Source organism: Streptomyces sp. NBC_00078 (assembly GCF_026343335.1).
Lineage (GTDB): Bacteria > Actinomycetota > Actinomycetes > Streptomycetales > Streptomycetaceae > Streptomyces.
Genome location: NZ_JAPELX010000001.1, coordinates 4574723 through 4590596 on the forward strand (window position 1 = coordinate 4574723; position 15874 = coordinate 4590596).

14 protein-coding genes are annotated in these 15874 nt (G+C 67.5%); 6 read left to right on the forward strand and 8 right to left on the reverse strand.

The annotated features are described in order from the left end of the window. Nucleotides 1-266: 266 nt before the first annotated feature. The 8 genes from OOK07_RS21470 to rpmH all read right to left on the reverse strand — a co-directional run bounded on the left by OOK07_RS21470 (nt 267) and on the right by rpmH (nt 6269). Complete coding sequence (locus tag OOK07_RS21470; protein WP_266798005.1) at nt 267-1367, reverse strand: ParB/RepB/Spo0J family partition protein; 1101 nt, start codon at nt 1365-1367, stop codon at nt 267-269. Beyond that, complete coding sequence (locus OOK07_RS21475) at nt 1364-2437, reverse strand: ParA family protein (RefSeq protein WP_323178119.1); 1074 nt, start codon at nt 2435-2437, stop codon at nt 1364-1366. Before OOK07_RS21475 ends, OOK07_RS21470 begins: the two co-directional genes overlap by 4 nt. A 301-nt stretch (nt 2438-2738) precedes the next feature. Next, nucleotides 2739-3455 carry a 16S rRNA (guanine(527)-N(7))-methyltransferase RsmG gene (gene rsmG / locus OOK07_RS21480; RefSeq protein ID WP_266682420.1) on the reverse strand — a complete coding sequence of 239 codons (717 nt, stop codon included), beginning with the start codon at nt 3453-3455 and terminating at the stop codon, nt 2739-2741. A 118-nt stretch (nt 3456-3573) separates the two neighbouring features. Further along, a complete protein-coding gene (locus OOK07_RS21485) occupies nt 3574-4086 on the reverse strand; it encodes a Jag family protein (protein ID WP_266682421.1) in 513 nt (170 codons plus the stop codon). Nucleotides 4087-4101: 15 nt separating this feature from the next. Continuing rightward, nucleotides 4102-5385 carry a membrane protein insertase YidC gene (gene yidC, locus OOK07_RS21490; RefSeq protein ID WP_266682422.1) on the reverse strand — a complete coding sequence of 428 codons (1284 nt, stop codon included), beginning with the start codon at nt 5383-5385 and terminating at the stop codon, nt 4102-4104. Nucleotides 5386-5388: 3 nt separating this feature from the next. Beyond that, entirely contained in the window at nt 5389-5742 is a 354-nt protein-coding gene (gene yidD, locus OOK07_RS21495) for a membrane protein insertion efficiency factor YidD (protein ID WP_266517796.1), read from the reverse strand. Beyond that, a complete protein-coding gene (rnpA, locus tag OOK07_RS21500) occupies nt 5739-6110 on the reverse strand; it encodes a ribonuclease P protein component (RefSeq protein ID WP_266583108.1) in 372 nt (123 codons plus the stop codon). Before rnpA ends, yidD begins: the two co-directional genes overlap by 4 nt. Nucleotides 6111-6131: 21 nt before the next feature. Then, nucleotides 6132-6269 carry a 50S ribosomal protein L34 gene (gene rpmH, locus OOK07_RS21505; RefSeq protein ID WP_005482975.1) on the reverse strand — a complete coding sequence of 46 codons (138 nt, stop codon included), beginning with the start codon at nt 6267-6269 and terminating at the stop codon, nt 6132-6134. A gap of 384 nt (nt 6270-6653) precedes the next feature. Between rpmH and dnaA the strand changes: the two genes are divergently transcribed. From dnaA to gyrB, 6 genes are all read left to right on the forward strand, one after another. Beyond that, nucleotides 6654-8585, forward strand: a complete 1932-nt coding sequence (gene dnaA / locus OOK07_RS21510; protein WP_266798008.1) for a chromosomal replication initiator protein DnaA — start codon at nt 6654-6656, stop codon at nt 8583-8585. A gap of 890 nt (nt 8586-9475) precedes the next feature. Continuing rightward, nucleotides 9476-10606 (forward strand): DNA polymerase III subunit beta, encoded by a 1131-nt coding sequence (dnaN, locus tag OOK07_RS21515; protein WP_266520453.1) that lies wholly within the window; start codon nt 9476-9478, stop codon nt 10604-10606. A 176-nt stretch (nt 10607-10782) separates the two neighbouring features. Beyond that, nucleotides 10783-11658, forward strand: a complete 876-nt coding sequence (gene gnd, locus OOK07_RS21520; protein WP_266682424.1) for a phosphogluconate dehydrogenase (NAD(+)-dependent, decarboxylating) — start codon at nt 10783-10785, stop codon at nt 11656-11658. An 82-nt stretch (nt 11659-11740) separates the two neighbouring features. Further along, the gene (recF, locus tag OOK07_RS21525; RefSeq protein WP_266682425.1) at nt 11741-12862 is read left to right on the forward strand and encodes a DNA replication/repair protein RecF; all 1122 of its coding nucleotides are present in this window, start codon (nt 11741-11743) and stop codon (nt 12860-12862) included. Next, entirely contained in the window at nt 12859-13401 is a 543-nt protein-coding gene (locus OOK07_RS21530) for a DciA family protein (RefSeq protein ID WP_266682426.1), read from the forward strand. Before recF ends, OOK07_RS21530 begins: the two co-directional genes overlap by 4 nt. A gap of 374 nt (nt 13402-13775) precedes the next feature. Then, complete coding sequence (gene gyrB / locus OOK07_RS21535; RefSeq protein ID WP_323178102.1) at nt 13776-15860, forward strand: DNA topoisomerase (ATP-hydrolyzing) subunit B; 2085 nt, start codon at nt 13776-13778, stop codon at nt 15858-15860. Nucleotides 15861-15874 lie beyond the last annotated feature (14 nt).

The window sequence follows — 15874 nt, forward strand, 5'->3', positions numbered from 1 at the left end:
CTGAGGAGGCTGCCGACGAAGCCGCCGACCGCGCCCAGCCCCAGGCCTGCCCTCACCAGTCCGGAGCGGCTCATCGTTCGCATGGCCCCTGCCTCCCTCTCAGAGGTACTGCCAGGTGGATGCGCCATACCCGCACGCATCGTATCCACGAAGCGATTGCATCGATACTGCCTGAAAGCAAAGAGCAGGCCGTGTCCCGGTACACACCGGACACGGCCCGCTCTGTCGGTCCACCGGGCGAAACCGCCCCGTCAGCCATCGGCTCTCTAGGCCTCTTCGTCCTCGGAGTCGTCGTCCAGAAGGCTCTTCTGCAGGACCGGACCCTCGCCGGGAGCAAGGCTGCTGAGGATCCGCTCGAGGTCCTCCATGGAGGCGAACTCGACGGTGATCTTGCCCTTCTTCTGCCCCAGATCGACCTTCACCCGCGTCTCGAAACGGTCCGAGAGACGGCTCGCGAGGTCGCTCAGCGCCGGAGAGACGAGGGCGCCTGCCCGTGGACCCTTTGAGCGCTGGGTCGTCTGCGGACGCGAGCCCATGAGGGTCACGATCTCCTCGACGGCCCGCACGGACAGTCCCTCGGCCACGATCCGGTGGGCCAGCCTGTCCTGCTCCTCCGAGTCCTCGACGGAGAGCAGTGCCCTCGCATGACCGGCGGAGAGGACCCCTGCGGCCACGCGACGCTGAACCCCCGGCGAGAGCTTCAGCAGCCGCAGGGTGTTGGAAACCTGCGGACGAGAGCGCCCGATGCGGTCGGCCAGCTGGTCGTGCGTGCAGTTGAAGTCCTTCAGAAGCTGGTCGTACGCGGCAGCCTCTTCCAGAGGGTTCAGCTGCGCCCGGTGCAGATTCTCCAGGAGCGCGTCGAGGAGGAGCTTCTCGTCCTCCGTGGCCCGCACGATCGCCGGGATCGCCTCGAGACCGGCTTCACGGCAGGCCCGCCAGCGACGCTCACCCATGATGAGCTCATACCGAGCGGGGCCCGACTGCCGTACGACGACCGGTTGGAGGAGACCGACCTCCTTGATGGAGGTGACGAGTTCCTGCAGCGCGTCCTCGTCGAACACCTCACGCGGCTGGCGCGAGTTCGGCGTGATGGAGTCGAGGGGGAGTTCCGCGAAGTAGGCGCCCACAGGAGGCGCGGGCACCTCCAGGGTGCCGTTCAGCGACGGCTCCTCGGTTTCATGTGAAACAGGCGGCAGCGTAGCCACCTTCGCCGCGGCAATCCCGCGGTCGGTCGTCAGCACCGGGACCGCCGACGGGGACGCAGAACCCGCGCCCCCCATCGCAGCCGGGGTCGGCGTCTTCTCCGTAGGTGCAGCCGGGATCAGTGCGCCGAGACCACGGCCCAAACCCCTCCGTCGCTCGCTCACTGAAGCCCTTCCACCATGCTCGGGTCGCTCTGGGCACCGATGTGAGCATGCGGCGCATCGTAGGTCACGCCGACACCCTTCAGTGCGATTTCTCGTGCCGCCTCAAGGTAGGACAGCGCACCGCTCGAACCCGGATCGTAGGTCAGCACCGTCTGGCCATAACTCGGCGCCTCGGAGATACGGACCGACCGGGGAATGCTTGTTCGCAGCACCTCGTCGCCGAAGTGGCTGCGTACCTCGTCCGCGACCTGGGACGCGAGACGCGTTCGGCCGTCGTACATGGTGAGGAGGATCGTCGAGACGTGCAGCGTGGGGTTGAGGTGCCCCCGCACCAGGTCGACGTTCCGCAGCAGCTGACCCAGTCCCTCCAGCGCGTAGTACTCGCACTGGATCGGGATGAGAACCTCCGCGCCGGCCACCAACGCGTTGACCGTCAGCAGGCCGAGCGAAGGGGGGCAGTCGATCAGAATGTAGTCCAGCGGCTGCTCGTAGGCCTGGATGGCTCGCTCCAGCCGACTCTCCCGCGCCACCAGCGACACCAGCTCGATCTCCGCACCGGCGAGATCGATCGTGGCGGGCGCGCAGAAGAGGCCCTCGACGTCGGGGACCGGCTGGACGACTTCCGCGAGAGGCCTGCTCTCGACCAGAACGTCGTAGATGGACGGGACTTCCGCGTGATGGTCGATTCCCAGAGCGGTGGAGGCGTTGCCCTGTGGGTCGAGGTCGATCACCAGGACGCGGGCGCCGTGCAGGGCCAGGGAGGCGGCAAGGTTGACGGTCGTCGTCGTCTTGCCGACCCCGCCCTTCTGGTTGGCAACGACCATGACGCGTGTCTGCTCAGGCCGTGGCAGGCCCTCGCCGGCGCGGCCCAGAGCTTCCACGGCCAGTTGGGCAGCACGACCGATCGGAGTGTCGTCCATCGGAGGCGGTGTTTCACGTGAAACATCCGCCCCCATCGACTCGGTACGGGGACCGGGGACCGGATCGGTCATCGGTCCCGCGATGTTGGCGTCGGACCGCAAGGATTCACTCTCCTCGACTTCAGGCTCGCAATGAACAGAGCCTCCCATGCCTTCGGGGTCGCGAACCAGTGAGGCCTGTTCTTCTGTGGAGAAATCCACCTCTGTGGACAGCTCCGTGCCCCCAACGGGGGACCGAGCACTGTTGGGTAGGGGCGCCTCTCCGAGCGAGCCGAGAGGCTTACGGTCGCGGGGTTCGGCCGCGGCCCGGCCGCGGCTGATAATGCCGTGCAGCAGTGAGCGACGTTTCACGTGAAACACGATGCACAGCAGCAGGGGCCGAACTGCCGCGACACTCCGGCGTGCGTAGGTTTGGCAGCTTGTGTGGAGTACGTCTCGTCGTCAGGGCGGATCAGCGACGCCGCCGCACTCGCTCTGTACGAGCGGCCTTGGCCTTCTTCGCCGCGAAGCGCACACCGCCGGGGCTCTCACCGACCTCGACCCGGACAACAGTGGACGGGGGATCCACCACGCCCTCACCCACATGCAGGATCGAGGTCTCCACGGCACCGAGCTTGCTCAGTGCCGTGGACGCGCTCTTGAGCTCCTCCTCAGCGGTGTCCCCCTTGAGTGCAAGCATCTCGCCGTACGGCCTCAGCAGTGGGATGCCCCACGTGGCCAGTCGGTCCAGCGGAGCCACGGCCCGTGCCGTCACGACATGGACCGGCGGCACCTTGCCCATGACCTCCTCGGCACGGCCCCGGACCACGGTCACATGGTCCAAGCCCAGCAGCTCGACGACCTCGGTGAGGAAGTTCGTACGCCGCAGCAGAGGTTCCAGCAGCGTGATCTTGAGGTCCTCACGGACCAGCGCCAGAGGAATGCCCGGCAGGCCGGCACCCGAGCCGACGTCGCACACCGTCACCCCCTCGGGCACGACCTCGGAGAGCACCGCGCAGTTAAGCAGGTGCCGCTCCCAGAGGCGAGGCACTTCGCGAGGGCCGATGAGCCCGCGCTGCACGCCCGCCTCAGCGAGCAGCTCCGCATAGCGGACCGCGTCCGCGAAGCGATCGCCGAACACCTCACGCGCCTGCTCGGGCGCAGGGGGGAGCTCCGCTGCCTCGTTCACGGGGACCGTCCTTCCGTACCGCATCAGCGCACCGGGCGCCGACCAACAGAACTATCAGGCTGACAAAGTTCGGCCCCGCCTGCGCTACAGACGGGGCCGGAGGAACGTAACGGACCGATCAGGCCGGGAGCACGACGACGAAGCGCTGCGGCTCCTCGCCCTCGGACTCGCTGCGCAGGCCCGCAGCCTTGACCGCGTCGTGCACGACCTTGCGCTCGAACGGGGTCATCGGCTTCATCTTCACCGGCTCGCCGGTGTTCCTGACCTCGGTGGCCGCCTTCGCACCCAGCTCGGAGAGCTCGGTGCGCTTCTTGGCGCGGTAGCCGCCGATGTCCAGCATCAGCCGGCTGCGGTCTCCGGTCTCCCGGTGCACGGCCAGGCGCGTGAGCTCCTGGAGCGCCTCAAGCACCTCCCCGTCACGGCCGACCAGCTTCTGCAGGTCTCGGCCGCCCGCGTCGCTGATGATCGAGACAGCGGCGCGGTCGGCCTCGACGTCCATGTCGATGTCGCCGTCGAGATCGGCGATGTCCAACAGACCCTCAAGGTAGTCCGCTGCGATCTCGCCCTCCTGCTCCAGGCGGGTCAGGGTGTCTGCACCCTCGACAGCGGCGGAGGTGGTGCCTTCCGTCACGGGATGGGCTCCTTCTTACTTCTTGGACGGGGACTTGGGGCGCTGCGGGCCCTTGCGCTGCCCGGACTGAGCCTTGCTGCGGGTGCCACTGCCGGTCTTGGGCTCGGGCTTCTTGGCAACGGCGGGGGGCTGGACGTCCTCCGGCTCGTCGGACTTGCTCAACGACGTCTTCGGCTCGGCTTCGCCGGTACCCTTGGGGCCGGACTGCCGCTGGGCCTTGGTCTGCCGCTTGGGCTGCTGGCGCTTGGGAGCGGCAGCGGCACCGCCGGTCGTCGGCATTCCGTCCTCGGTCTGCGCGGCGGCAGCACTCTCGCTCTGCATCACGGTGCCGTCGGTCTGGGCAGCGAGACCGGCCTTGTTCAGCGAGTTGATGAACTTGCGCTCGAACTCGTTGCGGTCACGGCCCTTGGTGACGATCGCCTTGATGATGGTGCGCTCACTGCGCTTGCGGGCCTTGCCATGCTGCGTGACGTGCTTGGTCAGACGCTCCAGGTAGGCAGCCTGCGCCTTGGAACCCGGGGTCGGGTTGTTGTGGATCACGTACATCTGCTGACCCATGGTCCACACGTTGGTGGTCAGCCAGTAGACGAGGACACCGACCGGGAAGTTGATGCCGAAGACGGCGAACATGACCGGGAAGACGTACATCAGCATCTTCTGCTGCTGCATGAACGGCGTCTTCACCGTCGTGTCGACGTTCTTCGTCATCAGCTGGCGCTGTGTGTAGAACTGCGACGCCGACATCATGACGATCATGATCGCGGTGACGACACGGACGTCGGTCAGCGTGGCACCGAGCTGGGCGACCTTGTCGGCGCTGTCCGTGAACTTCGCGGCCAGGGGGGCACCGAAGATGTGTGCCTGACGAGCGCTGGCGAGCAGCGAATCGTCGATGACACCGATCGTCTTGCCCGTCGCGATGCCGTTGAGCACGTGATAGAGGGCGAAGAAGAACGGCGACTGCGCCAGGATGGGAAGGCACGAGGAGAGCGGGTTGGTGCCCGTCTCCTTGTACAGCTTCATCATCTCTTCGGACTGACGCTGCTTGTCGTTCTTGTAGCGCTCCTGGATCTTCTTCATCTCGGGCTGCAGCGTCTGCATCGCCCGGGTCGACTTGATCTGCTTCACGAAGAGCGGGATCAGGCAGATACGGATGAGGATCACCAGGGACACGATGGACAGGCCCCAGGCCCAGCCCGTGTCGGGACCGAAGATCTTCCCGTACATCGAGTGGAACTGGACGATGACCCATGAAACGGGTGTCGTGATGAAGCTGAAGAGGCTGGCAATCGTGTCCACTAATCATGCTCCTTGGGCATGGGACGGAGTCTCTGCGGCCGGGCTCGAAGGAAGGTTCTCCTCGGTGGCCGTTTCGGCGGCGGAGGGCCCGCCCCTGCGTGCGCGCCACGCGTCGCGCAGCATTTCGTGCCACCGCGGGCGCTTGCGCGGTGGCACATGGTCCACACCGCCGAGCGACCACGGATTGCACCGCAGGATGCGCCAGGCGGTGAGCGCCGTGCCTTTGATCGCACCGTGCCGGTCGATGGCCGTGTACCCGTAGTGGGAGCACGACGGGTAGTACTTGCACACCGGCCCTAGCAGCGGACTGATGGTCCACTGGTACAGCTTGATCAGAGCCAGCAGCGGGTACTTCATCGTGCGCCCCCTCCCAGCAACCGCTCAATGGCGGCATCCAGGTCTTGGGCCAGTTGTGCATGGTCGGCGTCACCCGCACCGGGTAGCGCTCGTACGACTACCAGGCTACCGGGGGGCAACAGGGCGACTCGGTCCCGCATCAGGTGGCGCAGTCTGCGCTTGACCTTGTTGCGTATCACCGCACCGCCCACTGCTTTGCTCACGACGAAACCCGCACGCGTCGGGGGAGCGCTCTCCCCAGGCGCGTGCGGGTCCGTGGCACCGCTACGAAGATGGACGACGAGGGACGGGCGTCCGGCCCGGCGCCCTCGTCGTACTGCGGTCGCGAAGTCCTCGCGCCGCCTCAGCCGGTTCTCGGTGGGCAGCACGACGGCATGACCTGACCGGGATCAGGCGGACAGGCTGGCGCGACCCTTGCTGCGGCGGTTCGCCAGAATCGCGCGACCGGCACGGGTACGCATCCGCAGGCGGAAGCCGTGGGTCTTGGCGCGACGACGGTTGTTCGGCTGGAAGGTGCGCTTGCTCACTCGGGGGCTCCAGAAATCAATCGGTAATGGCGGGGTGCCGTCTTAGCTGTCACCGTGCGCCCACGAGTAGCTCGCGTTAACGCCCGAGTGCACCGCTTCCCGATCACCTGACGCGATCTGTGCCCATCGGAGGCAGGCGGCAGCAGCCATCGACAACTCGACCTGGTTACGGTACGCGGGGCTACGCCATCCGGTCAAACCAACGGTCACTGAGAGACACTATCCACAGCCTGGGGACAACAACTTGAACCGCACCCGTTGCCCTGACTACCTTGGCTGAACCCCGGTTCGTTCCCTTGACCCCTTGTTTTGGCTCGATCCCCTTTGAATCCCGACCCGTCCCACAACCACACGTTCGTGGGACCCCGTGAGAGAGCGTGCCCTGTGGCTGATGTACCTGCCGATCTTGCCGCAGTGTGGCCACGAGTACTGGAGCAACTTCTCGGCGAGGGCCGGGGCCAGGGTGTGGAGACCAAGGACGAGCACTGGATCCGGCGCTGCCAGCCGCTCGCGCTGGTCGCCGACACCGCCCTGCTCGCCGTACCGAACGAATTCGCAAAGGGCGTGCTCGAGGGCCGCCTCGCTCCGATCGTCAGCGAGACGCTGACCCGCGAGTGCGGCCGCCCGATCCGGATCGCGATCACCGTCGATGACTCCGCGGGCGAGCCCCCCGCCCCGCCGGCGCCGCCGATCCGTCCCCAGTCCCGCTACGAGGAGCCCGAGCTCCCCTCCGGGCAGTACGACGGCTACGGCCGCCACCGCGCAGACGACCGCCGCACGGGACGCGGCGAGCAGCTTCCGGGTGCCCCCGGCGACCAGCTCCCCACCCCCCGCCCGGCCTACCCCTCGGAGTACCAGCGCCCCGAGCCCGGCGCCTGGCCGCGCCCGCCGCAGGACGAGTACAGGTCGCAGGACGAGTACAGCTGGCAGCAGCAGCGCCTCGGCTTCCCAGAGCGGGACCCCTACGCGTCACCGCAGCAGGACTCGTACGGATCCCCGTCACAGGACTCGTACGCCCCGCCCTCGCAGGACTACCGCCCGCAGTCGATGGAGCGCCCGTCGTACGAGGCACAGCGGCCCGACTACGACCAGCAGCGCCCCGACTACGACCAGCCGCGTCCGGACTACGACCAGCGCGACGCCCGCCGGGAGCTGCCCAAGCAGTCGTCCGGTTCCGGGCACGTCCACCGCGGCGGTCCTGTCGGCTCCGCGCTGCCCGCCTCCAGCGGTGCCCCCGGCCCGCTGGCCGCGAAGCCCGCGCCGGCGACCGGGCCCGGTGAACCGACGGCACGTCTGAACCCGAAGTACCTCTTCGACACGTTCGTCATCGGCGCCTCCAACCGCTTCGCGCACGCCGCCGCGGTCGCCGTCGCCGAGGCACCGGCGAAGGCGTACAACCCCCTGTTCATCTATGGGGAGTCGGGGCTCGGCAAGACGCACCTGCTGCACGCGATCGGGCACTACGCGCGCAGTCTCTACCCGGGCACGCGTGTGCGGTATGTGAGCTCGGAGGAGTTCACCAACGAGTTCATCAACTCGATCCGCGACGGCAAGGGCGACAGCTTCCGCAAGCGCTACCGCGAGATGGACATCCTGCTCGTCGACGACATCCAGTTCCTCGCGGACAAGGAGTCGACGCAGGAGGAGTTCTTCCACACCTTCAACACGCTCCACAACGCGAACAAGCAGATCGTGCTCTCCAGCGACCGGCCGCCCAAGCAGCTGGTGACGCTGGAGGACCGGCTGCGGAACCGTTTCGAGTGGGGTCTGATCACCGACGTCCAGCCGCCCGAGCTGGAAACGCGCATCGCGATCTTGCGCAAGAAGGCGGTCCAGGAGCAGCTCAACGCCCCGCCGGAGGTCCTGGAGTTCATCGCCTCCCGCATCTCGCGCAACATCCGCGAGCTGGAGGGGGCGCTGATCCGGGTGACGGCGTTCGCGTCGCTCAACCGGCAGCCGGTGGACCTGGGCCTCACGGAGATCGTCCTCAAGGACCTGATCCCCGGCGGCGAGGACTCGGCTCCCGAGATCACCTCGACCGCCATCATGAGCGCGACCGCCGACTACTTCGGCCTCACCGTCGAGGACCTGTGCGGCACCTCGCGCGGCCGCGCGCTCGTCACGGCCCGCCAGATCGCCATGTACCTGTGCCGCGAGCTCACGGACCTCTCGCTGCCGAAGATCGGCGCGCTGTTCGGCGGCCGCGACCACACCACGGTGATGCACGCGGACCGCAAGATCCGCAATCTGATGGCGGAGCGGCGCTCCATCTACAACCAGGTGACCGAGCTGACGAACCGCATCAAGAACGGCTGACAGCCGCCGACGTACGCCGCCGAGGGCGCCCCGGGACGACTCCCGAGGGCGCCCTCCGTCGTTTCACAGGCCGCCGCGGCCGGCCGCTGCCGTACGTCCGGACGCCTGCTGTTCGATTAGAGGCCGGGTTACGGCCACTCTCCACAGATTGGGAGACTTTCTTCCGTCCACATGCTGGGGACTGCGGAGTTGTCCAGATCTCGATCCACAGGAGAACTGCTGAAGAACCATCAAGGCAGGTCAAGTGGTTGTGGATTGGTGGATGAAAGATCTCCACAGACTGTGGACAGACGAGTGATCCACAAGCTGTGCACGAAGTTGTCCACCGACAACCCACAGGCAGAGCCCGGTTGTCCCCAGCGATCACTGGTTTCTCCACATCACTGTCCACTGTTCGGCAACGTGACGCGCCTGATCACTGGGTCGAGTGAAAGCCGTCACACAAAGGTGCCGGGTTCACCTGTGGGAAACGTGGGCAAAGCTGGGGACGGCCCTGGGGAGAACTCACCTCAAGCTGTGCACGGGGTGTGCAGAACTTTCCGTTCTCCACAGAACCCCGGAGTTGTCCACCGCCTCCGCCCACAGGGGCAGTGGACAAAATCTTGCCTCTGAGCTGCGAAAACAGGGTTATCCACGGTTTCCACAGCCCCTACTACTACTCCCAACTAGAGAGAGCGAGAAGTTCGTTTCGAAGGGGGTCCTGTGCACAACTCGCTGTCCGGCTCCCGACTGCCCCTCGTCACGACTTGACCGCGAGAGGCACCTACTGTCAGTGCCGTGCGTCAGACTGGTCCCCGGTGGTCCTTCCCTCCCCAGGGACCGACGACACCGAGACAGACGACGAAGCCAGGCAGGCCGAGAAGCGCCGGCAACAGCAGGAGGCGGCAACAGTGAAGATCCGGGTGGAACGCGACGTACTCGCGGAGGCAGTGGCCTGGGCGGCACGCAGCCTCCCGGCCCGTCCGCCGGCCCCTGTCCTCGCCGGCCTCCTGCTGAAGGCCGAGGACGGCGCGCTGAGCCTCTCCAGCTTCGACTACGAGGTCTCCGCACGTGTGTCGGTGGAGGCGGAGGTCGAGGAGGAGGGCACGGTCCTCGTCTCCGGCCGCCTGCTCGCCGACATCTGCCGGGCTCTTCCCAACCGCCCGGTGGAGATTTCCACAGACGGTGTACGGGCGACCGTGGTCTGCGGCTCCTCGCGGTTCACACTCCACACGCTGCCTGTGGAGGAGTACCCGGCGCTGCCGCAGATGCCGAGTGCGACCGGCACCGTCCCCGGTGAGGTCTTCGCCTCCGCCGCCGCCCAGGTGGCCATCGCCGCGGGCCGCGACGACACGCTGCCGGTGCTGACCGGTGTGCGCATCGAGATCGAGGGCGACACCGTCACGCTGGCGTCCACCGACCGCTACCGCTTCGCGGTCCGCGAGTTCCTGTGGAAGCCGGAGAACCCCGAGGCGTCCGCGGTCGCCCTGGTGCCCGCCAAGACACTCCTGGACACCGCCAAGGCCCTCACAAGCGGCGACAGCGTCATCCTGGCGCTGTCCGGCTCGGGCGCGGGCGAGGGTCTGATCGGTTTCGAGGGCGCGGGCCGCCGTACGACCACGCGTCTGCTCGAAGGCGACCTGCCGAAGTACCGCTCGCTGTTCCCGACGGAGTTCAACTCCGTCGCTGTGATCGAGACCGCCCCCTTCGTGGAGGCCGTCAAGCGTGTGGCCCTGGTCGCCGAGCGCAACACCCCGGTGCGGCTCAGCTTCGAGCAGGGCGTGCTGATCCTGGAGGCCGGTTCCAGCGACGACGCACAGGCTGTGGAAAGGGTCGACGCCCAGCTTGAGGGCGACGACGTCTCGATCGCCTTCAACCCGACCTTCCTGCTGGACGGCCTGAGCGCCATCGACTCGCCGGTGGCCCAGCTCTCCTTCACGACGTCCACCAAGCCCGCGCTGCTGAGCGGCAAGCCGGCGCTGGACGCGGAGGCGGACGAGGCCTACAAGTACCTGATCATGCCGGTGCGGCTGAGCGGCTGAGGCGCGGGGAGCTGTCCCCAGGCGGCGGAGAGGACTTGCAGGCCTGGGGAAAACCCGCAGGTGGGGCAGTACGTTTGAGCGCGTATGCCCACAGGTGTGCGTGAGTGCCCGGGGCTAGGCTCGGACGTAGGTACGAGCGTGCCTCACACGCCACACAGCAACCTAAGGAACAACTGATGGAGCTCGGTCTCGTCGGCCTCGGCAAGATGGGCGGCAACATGCGCGAGCGGATCCGCCGCGCCGGCCACACCGTCGTCGGATACGACCGCAACCCGGACCTTGCCGATGTCCACAGCCTGTCTGAGCTTGTGGGCAAGCTCAGCGCCCCGCGCGTGGTCTGGGTGATGGTCCCGGCCGGTGCCCCCACCCAGTCGACCGTCGACGAACTGGCCGAGCTGCTGGAGCCGGGCGACGTCGTCGTGGACGGCGGCAACTCCCGCTGGACGGACGACGAGAAGCACGCCGAGGAGCTGGCGGCCAAGGGCATCGGCTTCGTCGACTGCGGCGTCTCCGGCGGGGTCTGGGGCCTGGAGAACGGCTACGCGCTGATGTACGGCGGCGACGCGGAGAACGTCGCCAAGGTGCAGCCGGTCTTCGACGCCCTCAAGCCCGAGGGCAAGTTCGGCGCCGTGCACGCCGGCAAGGTCGGCGCGGGCCACTTCGCGAAGATGGTCCACAACGGCATCGAGTACGCGATGATGCAGGCCTACGCCGAGGGCTGGGAACTGCTGGAGAAGGTCGACTCGGTCACGGATGTGCGCGAGGTCTTCCGGTCCTGGCAGGAGGGCACCGTCATCCGCTCCTGGCTGCTGGACCTCGCGGTGAACGCCCTCCACGAGGACGAGCACCTCGACAAGCTGAAGGGTTTTGCACAGGACTCCGGCGAGGGACGCTGGACTGTGGAGGCCGCCATCGACAACGCCGTACCGCTGCCCGCGATCACGGCCTCGCTCTTCGCGCGGTTCGCGTCGCGCCAGGACGACTCGCCGCAGATGAAGATGATCGCGGCACTGCGCAACCAGTTCGGCGGCCACGCCGTAGAGACGAAGTAATCCACAGGACGACAAGAAATCCACAGATCCACAGGCCGGTCGGCCGCGGATCCACAGCGCTGGGGGAGGTCGGCGAACGACCATGCACGTCACGCATCTGTCGCTGGCCGACTTCCGCTCGTACGCCCGGGTCGAAGTCCCACTCGACCCGGGCGTCACCGCTTTCGTCGGGCCCAACGGGCAGGGCAAGACCAACCTGGTCGAGGCCGTCGGCTATCTCGCCACCCTCGGCAGCCACCGGGTCGCCTCCGATGCCCCGCTGGTCCGCATGGGCGCCGACCGCGCGGTCATCCGGGCGCAGGTCAAGCAGGGCGAGCGGCAGCAGCTGGTCGAGCTGGAGCTGAACCCCGGCAAGTCCAACCGGGCCCGAATCAACAGATCCTCGCAGGTCAGACCGCGTGACGTGCTGGGCATCGTACGAACTGTCCTGTTCGCGCCCGAGGACCTCTCCCTGGTCAAAGGCGACCCGGGCGAGCGGCGCCGCTTTCTCGACGAGCTGATCACCGCCCGTTCCCCGCGCATGGCCGGGGTGCGCTCCGACTACGAGCGGGTCCTGAAGCAGCGCAACACGCTTCTCAAGTCGGCCGCGCTGGCCCGCCGCCACGGCGGCCGGTCCATGGACCTGTCCACGCTCGACGTCTGGGACCAGCATCTCGCGCGCGTGGGTGCCGAGTTGCTGGCTCAGCGGCTCGACCTGATCGCCACGATCCAGCCCCTGGCCGACAAGGCGTACGAGCAGCTGGCTCCGGGCGGCGGACCGATCGCCCTCGACTACAAGCCGTCCGCCCCCGGCGAGGCCCACACGCGCGAGGACCTCTACGAGCAACTGATGGCGGCCCACGCCGAAGCGCGCAAGCAGGAGATCGAGCGGGGCGTCACTCTCGTAGGACCCCATCGAGACGATCTGCTTCTCAAACTCGGTCAGCTGCCCGCCAAGGGGTACGCCTCGCACGGCGAGTCCTGGTCGTATGCGCTGGCGCTGCGCCTCGCCTCCTACGACTTGCTGCGGGCCGAGGGCAACGAGCCGGTGCTCGTCCTCGACGACGTCTTCGCCGAGCTCGACACCCGCCGCCGCGAGCGGCTCGCCGAACTGGTCGCACCCGGCGAGCAGGTGCTGGTGACCGCCGCGGTGGACGACGATGTGCCGCATGTGCTGGCCGGGACGCGGTACTCCGTGTCTGACGGGACGGTGGAGCGCGCATGACGAACGAAGAGCCCGCCTCCGGGAAGAACGAGAAGACCCCCGAGCCGTCCGGTGTCGACCTCGCGCGCGTGGCGCTCAGGGCGGCGAAGGAACAGGCACGCGCGCGTGGGGACGCGGCGCAGCAGAAGAAGCAGGCGCGGCGCGGCGGCCTGCGCTCCGGCGCGCGCGCCGACGGGCGCGACCCGATGGCGCTCGGTGCTGCGATCAACCGCCTGATCACCGAGCGCGGTTGGGAGACCCCGGCGGCGGTGGGCGGGGTGATGGGCCGCTGGCCGCAGATCGTGGGCGAGGACGTGGCCAAGCACTGTGTGCCGGACACATACGACGAGGACGAGCGGGTGCTCGTCGTGCGCTGTGACTCCACGGCCTGGGCGACGAATCTGCGCCTGCTCGCCCCGACGCTCGTCGCCCGGCTCAACGAGGATCTCGGGCACGGCGCGGTGAAGGTGATCAAGGTGAACGGCCCCAGCGGCCCCGCCCGCCGCTACGGTCCCCTGCGCGCCCCCGGAAGCACGGGCCCCGGCGACACATACGGGTGACAGACCTCACATCTGCAGGCCGCCGGCTGTCTCGTCGCAGCGCCGGCGGCCGCTTTGTCGTACCACCGCACACGGCGGCGAATCGCTACCTGACTCCCAAGTAGCCAAGGGTTGACAGCTGGAAGCGCTGAGTGCCGCTGTGAGCCTCTTGGAGCCCTGCTCCGTATATGGGGACCCGGTAGATGCCGGTTGAGGGCGCCACATGCGGACTCAGGTACCGGCAAACCCCCATCACTGTCGGCGCTACCGGTAGACTGGAAGCTAATCCCGCCCCATTCGTGGGGACCGTCCGGGAAAAGCTGAGCAACGCTGAACAAGGCTTACCAACGCAACATGCCGCAGCCGCTCCGGCAACCCGCCGACGAGCCTGGCTCGTGCTGTGCCAGAAAGGGCGCTTCGTGGCCGATTCCGGCAACCCCAACGAGAACATCCCGTCCACCGACGCCGGCGAGAACAGCGTGGTGACCTCGTCGAACGGCGAGGTCACCGCCTCGTACGACGCCAGCGCCATCACCGTCCTCGAGGGCCTGGACGCCGTCCGCAAGCGACCCGGTATGTACATCGGCTCGACCGGAGAGCGCGGACTGCACCACCTCGTGTACGAGGTCGTCGACAACTCGGTCGACGAGGCGCTGGCCGGTCACGCGGACACCATCGATGTCACGATCCTTGCCGACGGCGGCGTACGCGTCGTCGACAACGGCCGTGGCATCCCGGTCGGCATCGTCGCCTCCGAGGGCAAGCCGGCACTTGAGGTCGTGCTGACCGTGCTGCACGCGGGCGGCAAGTTCGGCGGCGGCGGCTACGCGGTCTCCGGTGGTCTGCACGGCGTGGGCGTCTCGGTCGTGAACGCGCTGTCCGCCAAGGTCGCCGTCGAGGTCAGGACCGACGGTCACCGCTGGACGCAGGACTACAAGATGGGCGTCCCCACGGCGCCGCTCGTCAAGCACGAGGCCATCGAGGAGACCGGCACGGCGGTCACCTTCTGGGCCGACCCCGACATCTTCGAGACCACCGAGTACTCCTTCGAGACGCTCTCGCGGCGCTTCCAGGAGATGGCGTTCCTCAACAAGGGTTTGACGATCAAACTCACTGACGAGCGCGAGTCCGCGAAGGCCACCGCCGGGGCGGACGAGGCGGGTGCGGACGAGAAGGACGAGGTCAAGACCGTCACGTACCACTACGAGGGCGGCATCGTCGACTTCGTGAAGTACCTCAACTCCCGCAAGGGGGAGGCGGTGCACCCGACGGTGATCGACCTCGAGGCGGAGGACAAGGAGAAGAGCCTCTCTCTCGAAGTCGCCATGCAGTGGAACAGCGGCTACAGCGAGGGCGTGTACTCCTTCGCCAACATCATTCACACGCACGAGGGCGGCACGCACGAAGAGGGCTTCCGCGCGGCGCTCACGAACCTCATCAACAAGTACGCGCGCGACAAGAAGCTGCTGCGTGAGAAGGACGACAACCTCACGGGCGACGACATCCGCGAGGGTCTGACCGCGATCATCTCGGTGAAGCTGAGCGAGCCGCAGTTCGAGGGCCAGACGAAGACCAAGCTGGGCAACACGGAGGCGAAGACCTTCGTCCAGAAGGCGGTCTACGAGCACCTCAACGACTGGCTCGACCGCAACCCTAACGAGGCCGCGGACATCATCCGCAAGGGCATCCAGGCGGCCACCGCGCGCGTGGCGGCCCGCAAGGCCCGCGACCTCACCCGGCGCAAGGGCCTGCTGGAGACGGCGTCCCTGCCGGGCAAGCTGTCCGACTGCCAGTCGAACGACCCCACCAAGTGCGAGATCTTCATCGTCGAGGGTGACTCCGCCGGCGGCTCGGCCAAGTCCGGCCGGAACCCGCAGTACCAGGCGATCCTCCCGATCCGAGGAAAGATCCTCAACGTCGAGAAGGCCAGGATCGACAAGATCCTGCAGAACCAGGAGATCCAGGCGCTGATCTCCGCCTTCGGCACCGGAGTCCACGAGGACTTCGACATCGCCAGGCTGCGCTATCACAAGATCATCCTGATGGCCGACGCCGACGTCGACGGCCAGCACATCAGCACCCTGCTGCTGACCTTCCTGTTCCGCTTCATGCGGCCGCTGGTCGAGGCCGGGCACGTGTTCTTGTCCCGTCCCCCGCTGTACAAGATCAAGTGGGGTCGTGACGACTTCGAGTACGCGTACTCGGACCGCGAGCGCGACGCGCTGATCGAGCTGGGCCGGCAGAACGGCAAGCGCGTCAAGGAAGACTCGATCCAGCGCTTCAAGGGTCTCGGCGAGATGAACGCCGAGGAGCTGCGCATCACCACGATGGACCAGGAGCACCGCGTCCTCGGCCAGGTCACCCTGGACGACGCCGCGCAGGCCGACGACCTGTTCTCGGTCCTCATGGGCGAGGACGTCGAGGCGCGCCGCCAGTTCATCCAGCGCAACGCCAAGGACGTCCGCTTCCTCGACATCTGAGTCGGTCTCAGCTG

What these genes read in the sequence shown, in the direction of transcription:
- OOK07_RS21475 (WP_323178119.1), bottom strand. Translation starts at nt 2,437, where the DNA reads ATGGGAGGCTCTGTTCATTGCGAGCCTGAAGTCGAGGAGAGTGAATCC.
- yidD (WP_266517796.1), bottom strand. Translation starts at nt 5,742, where the DNA reads ATGAAGTACCCGCTGCTGGCTCTGATCAAGCTGTACCAGTGGACCATC.
- gnd (WP_266682424.1), top strand. Translation starts at nt 10,783, where the DNA reads ATGGAGCTCGGTCTCGTCGGCCTCGGCAAGATGGGCGGCAACATGCGC.
- recF (WP_266682425.1), top strand. Translation starts at nt 11,741, where the DNA reads ATGCACGTCACGCATCTGTCGCTGGCCGACTTCCGCTCGTACGCCCGG.
- OOK07_RS21530 (WP_266682426.1), top strand. Translation starts at nt 12,859, where the DNA reads ATGACGAACGAAGAGCCCGCCTCCGGGAAGAACGAGAAGACCCCCGAG.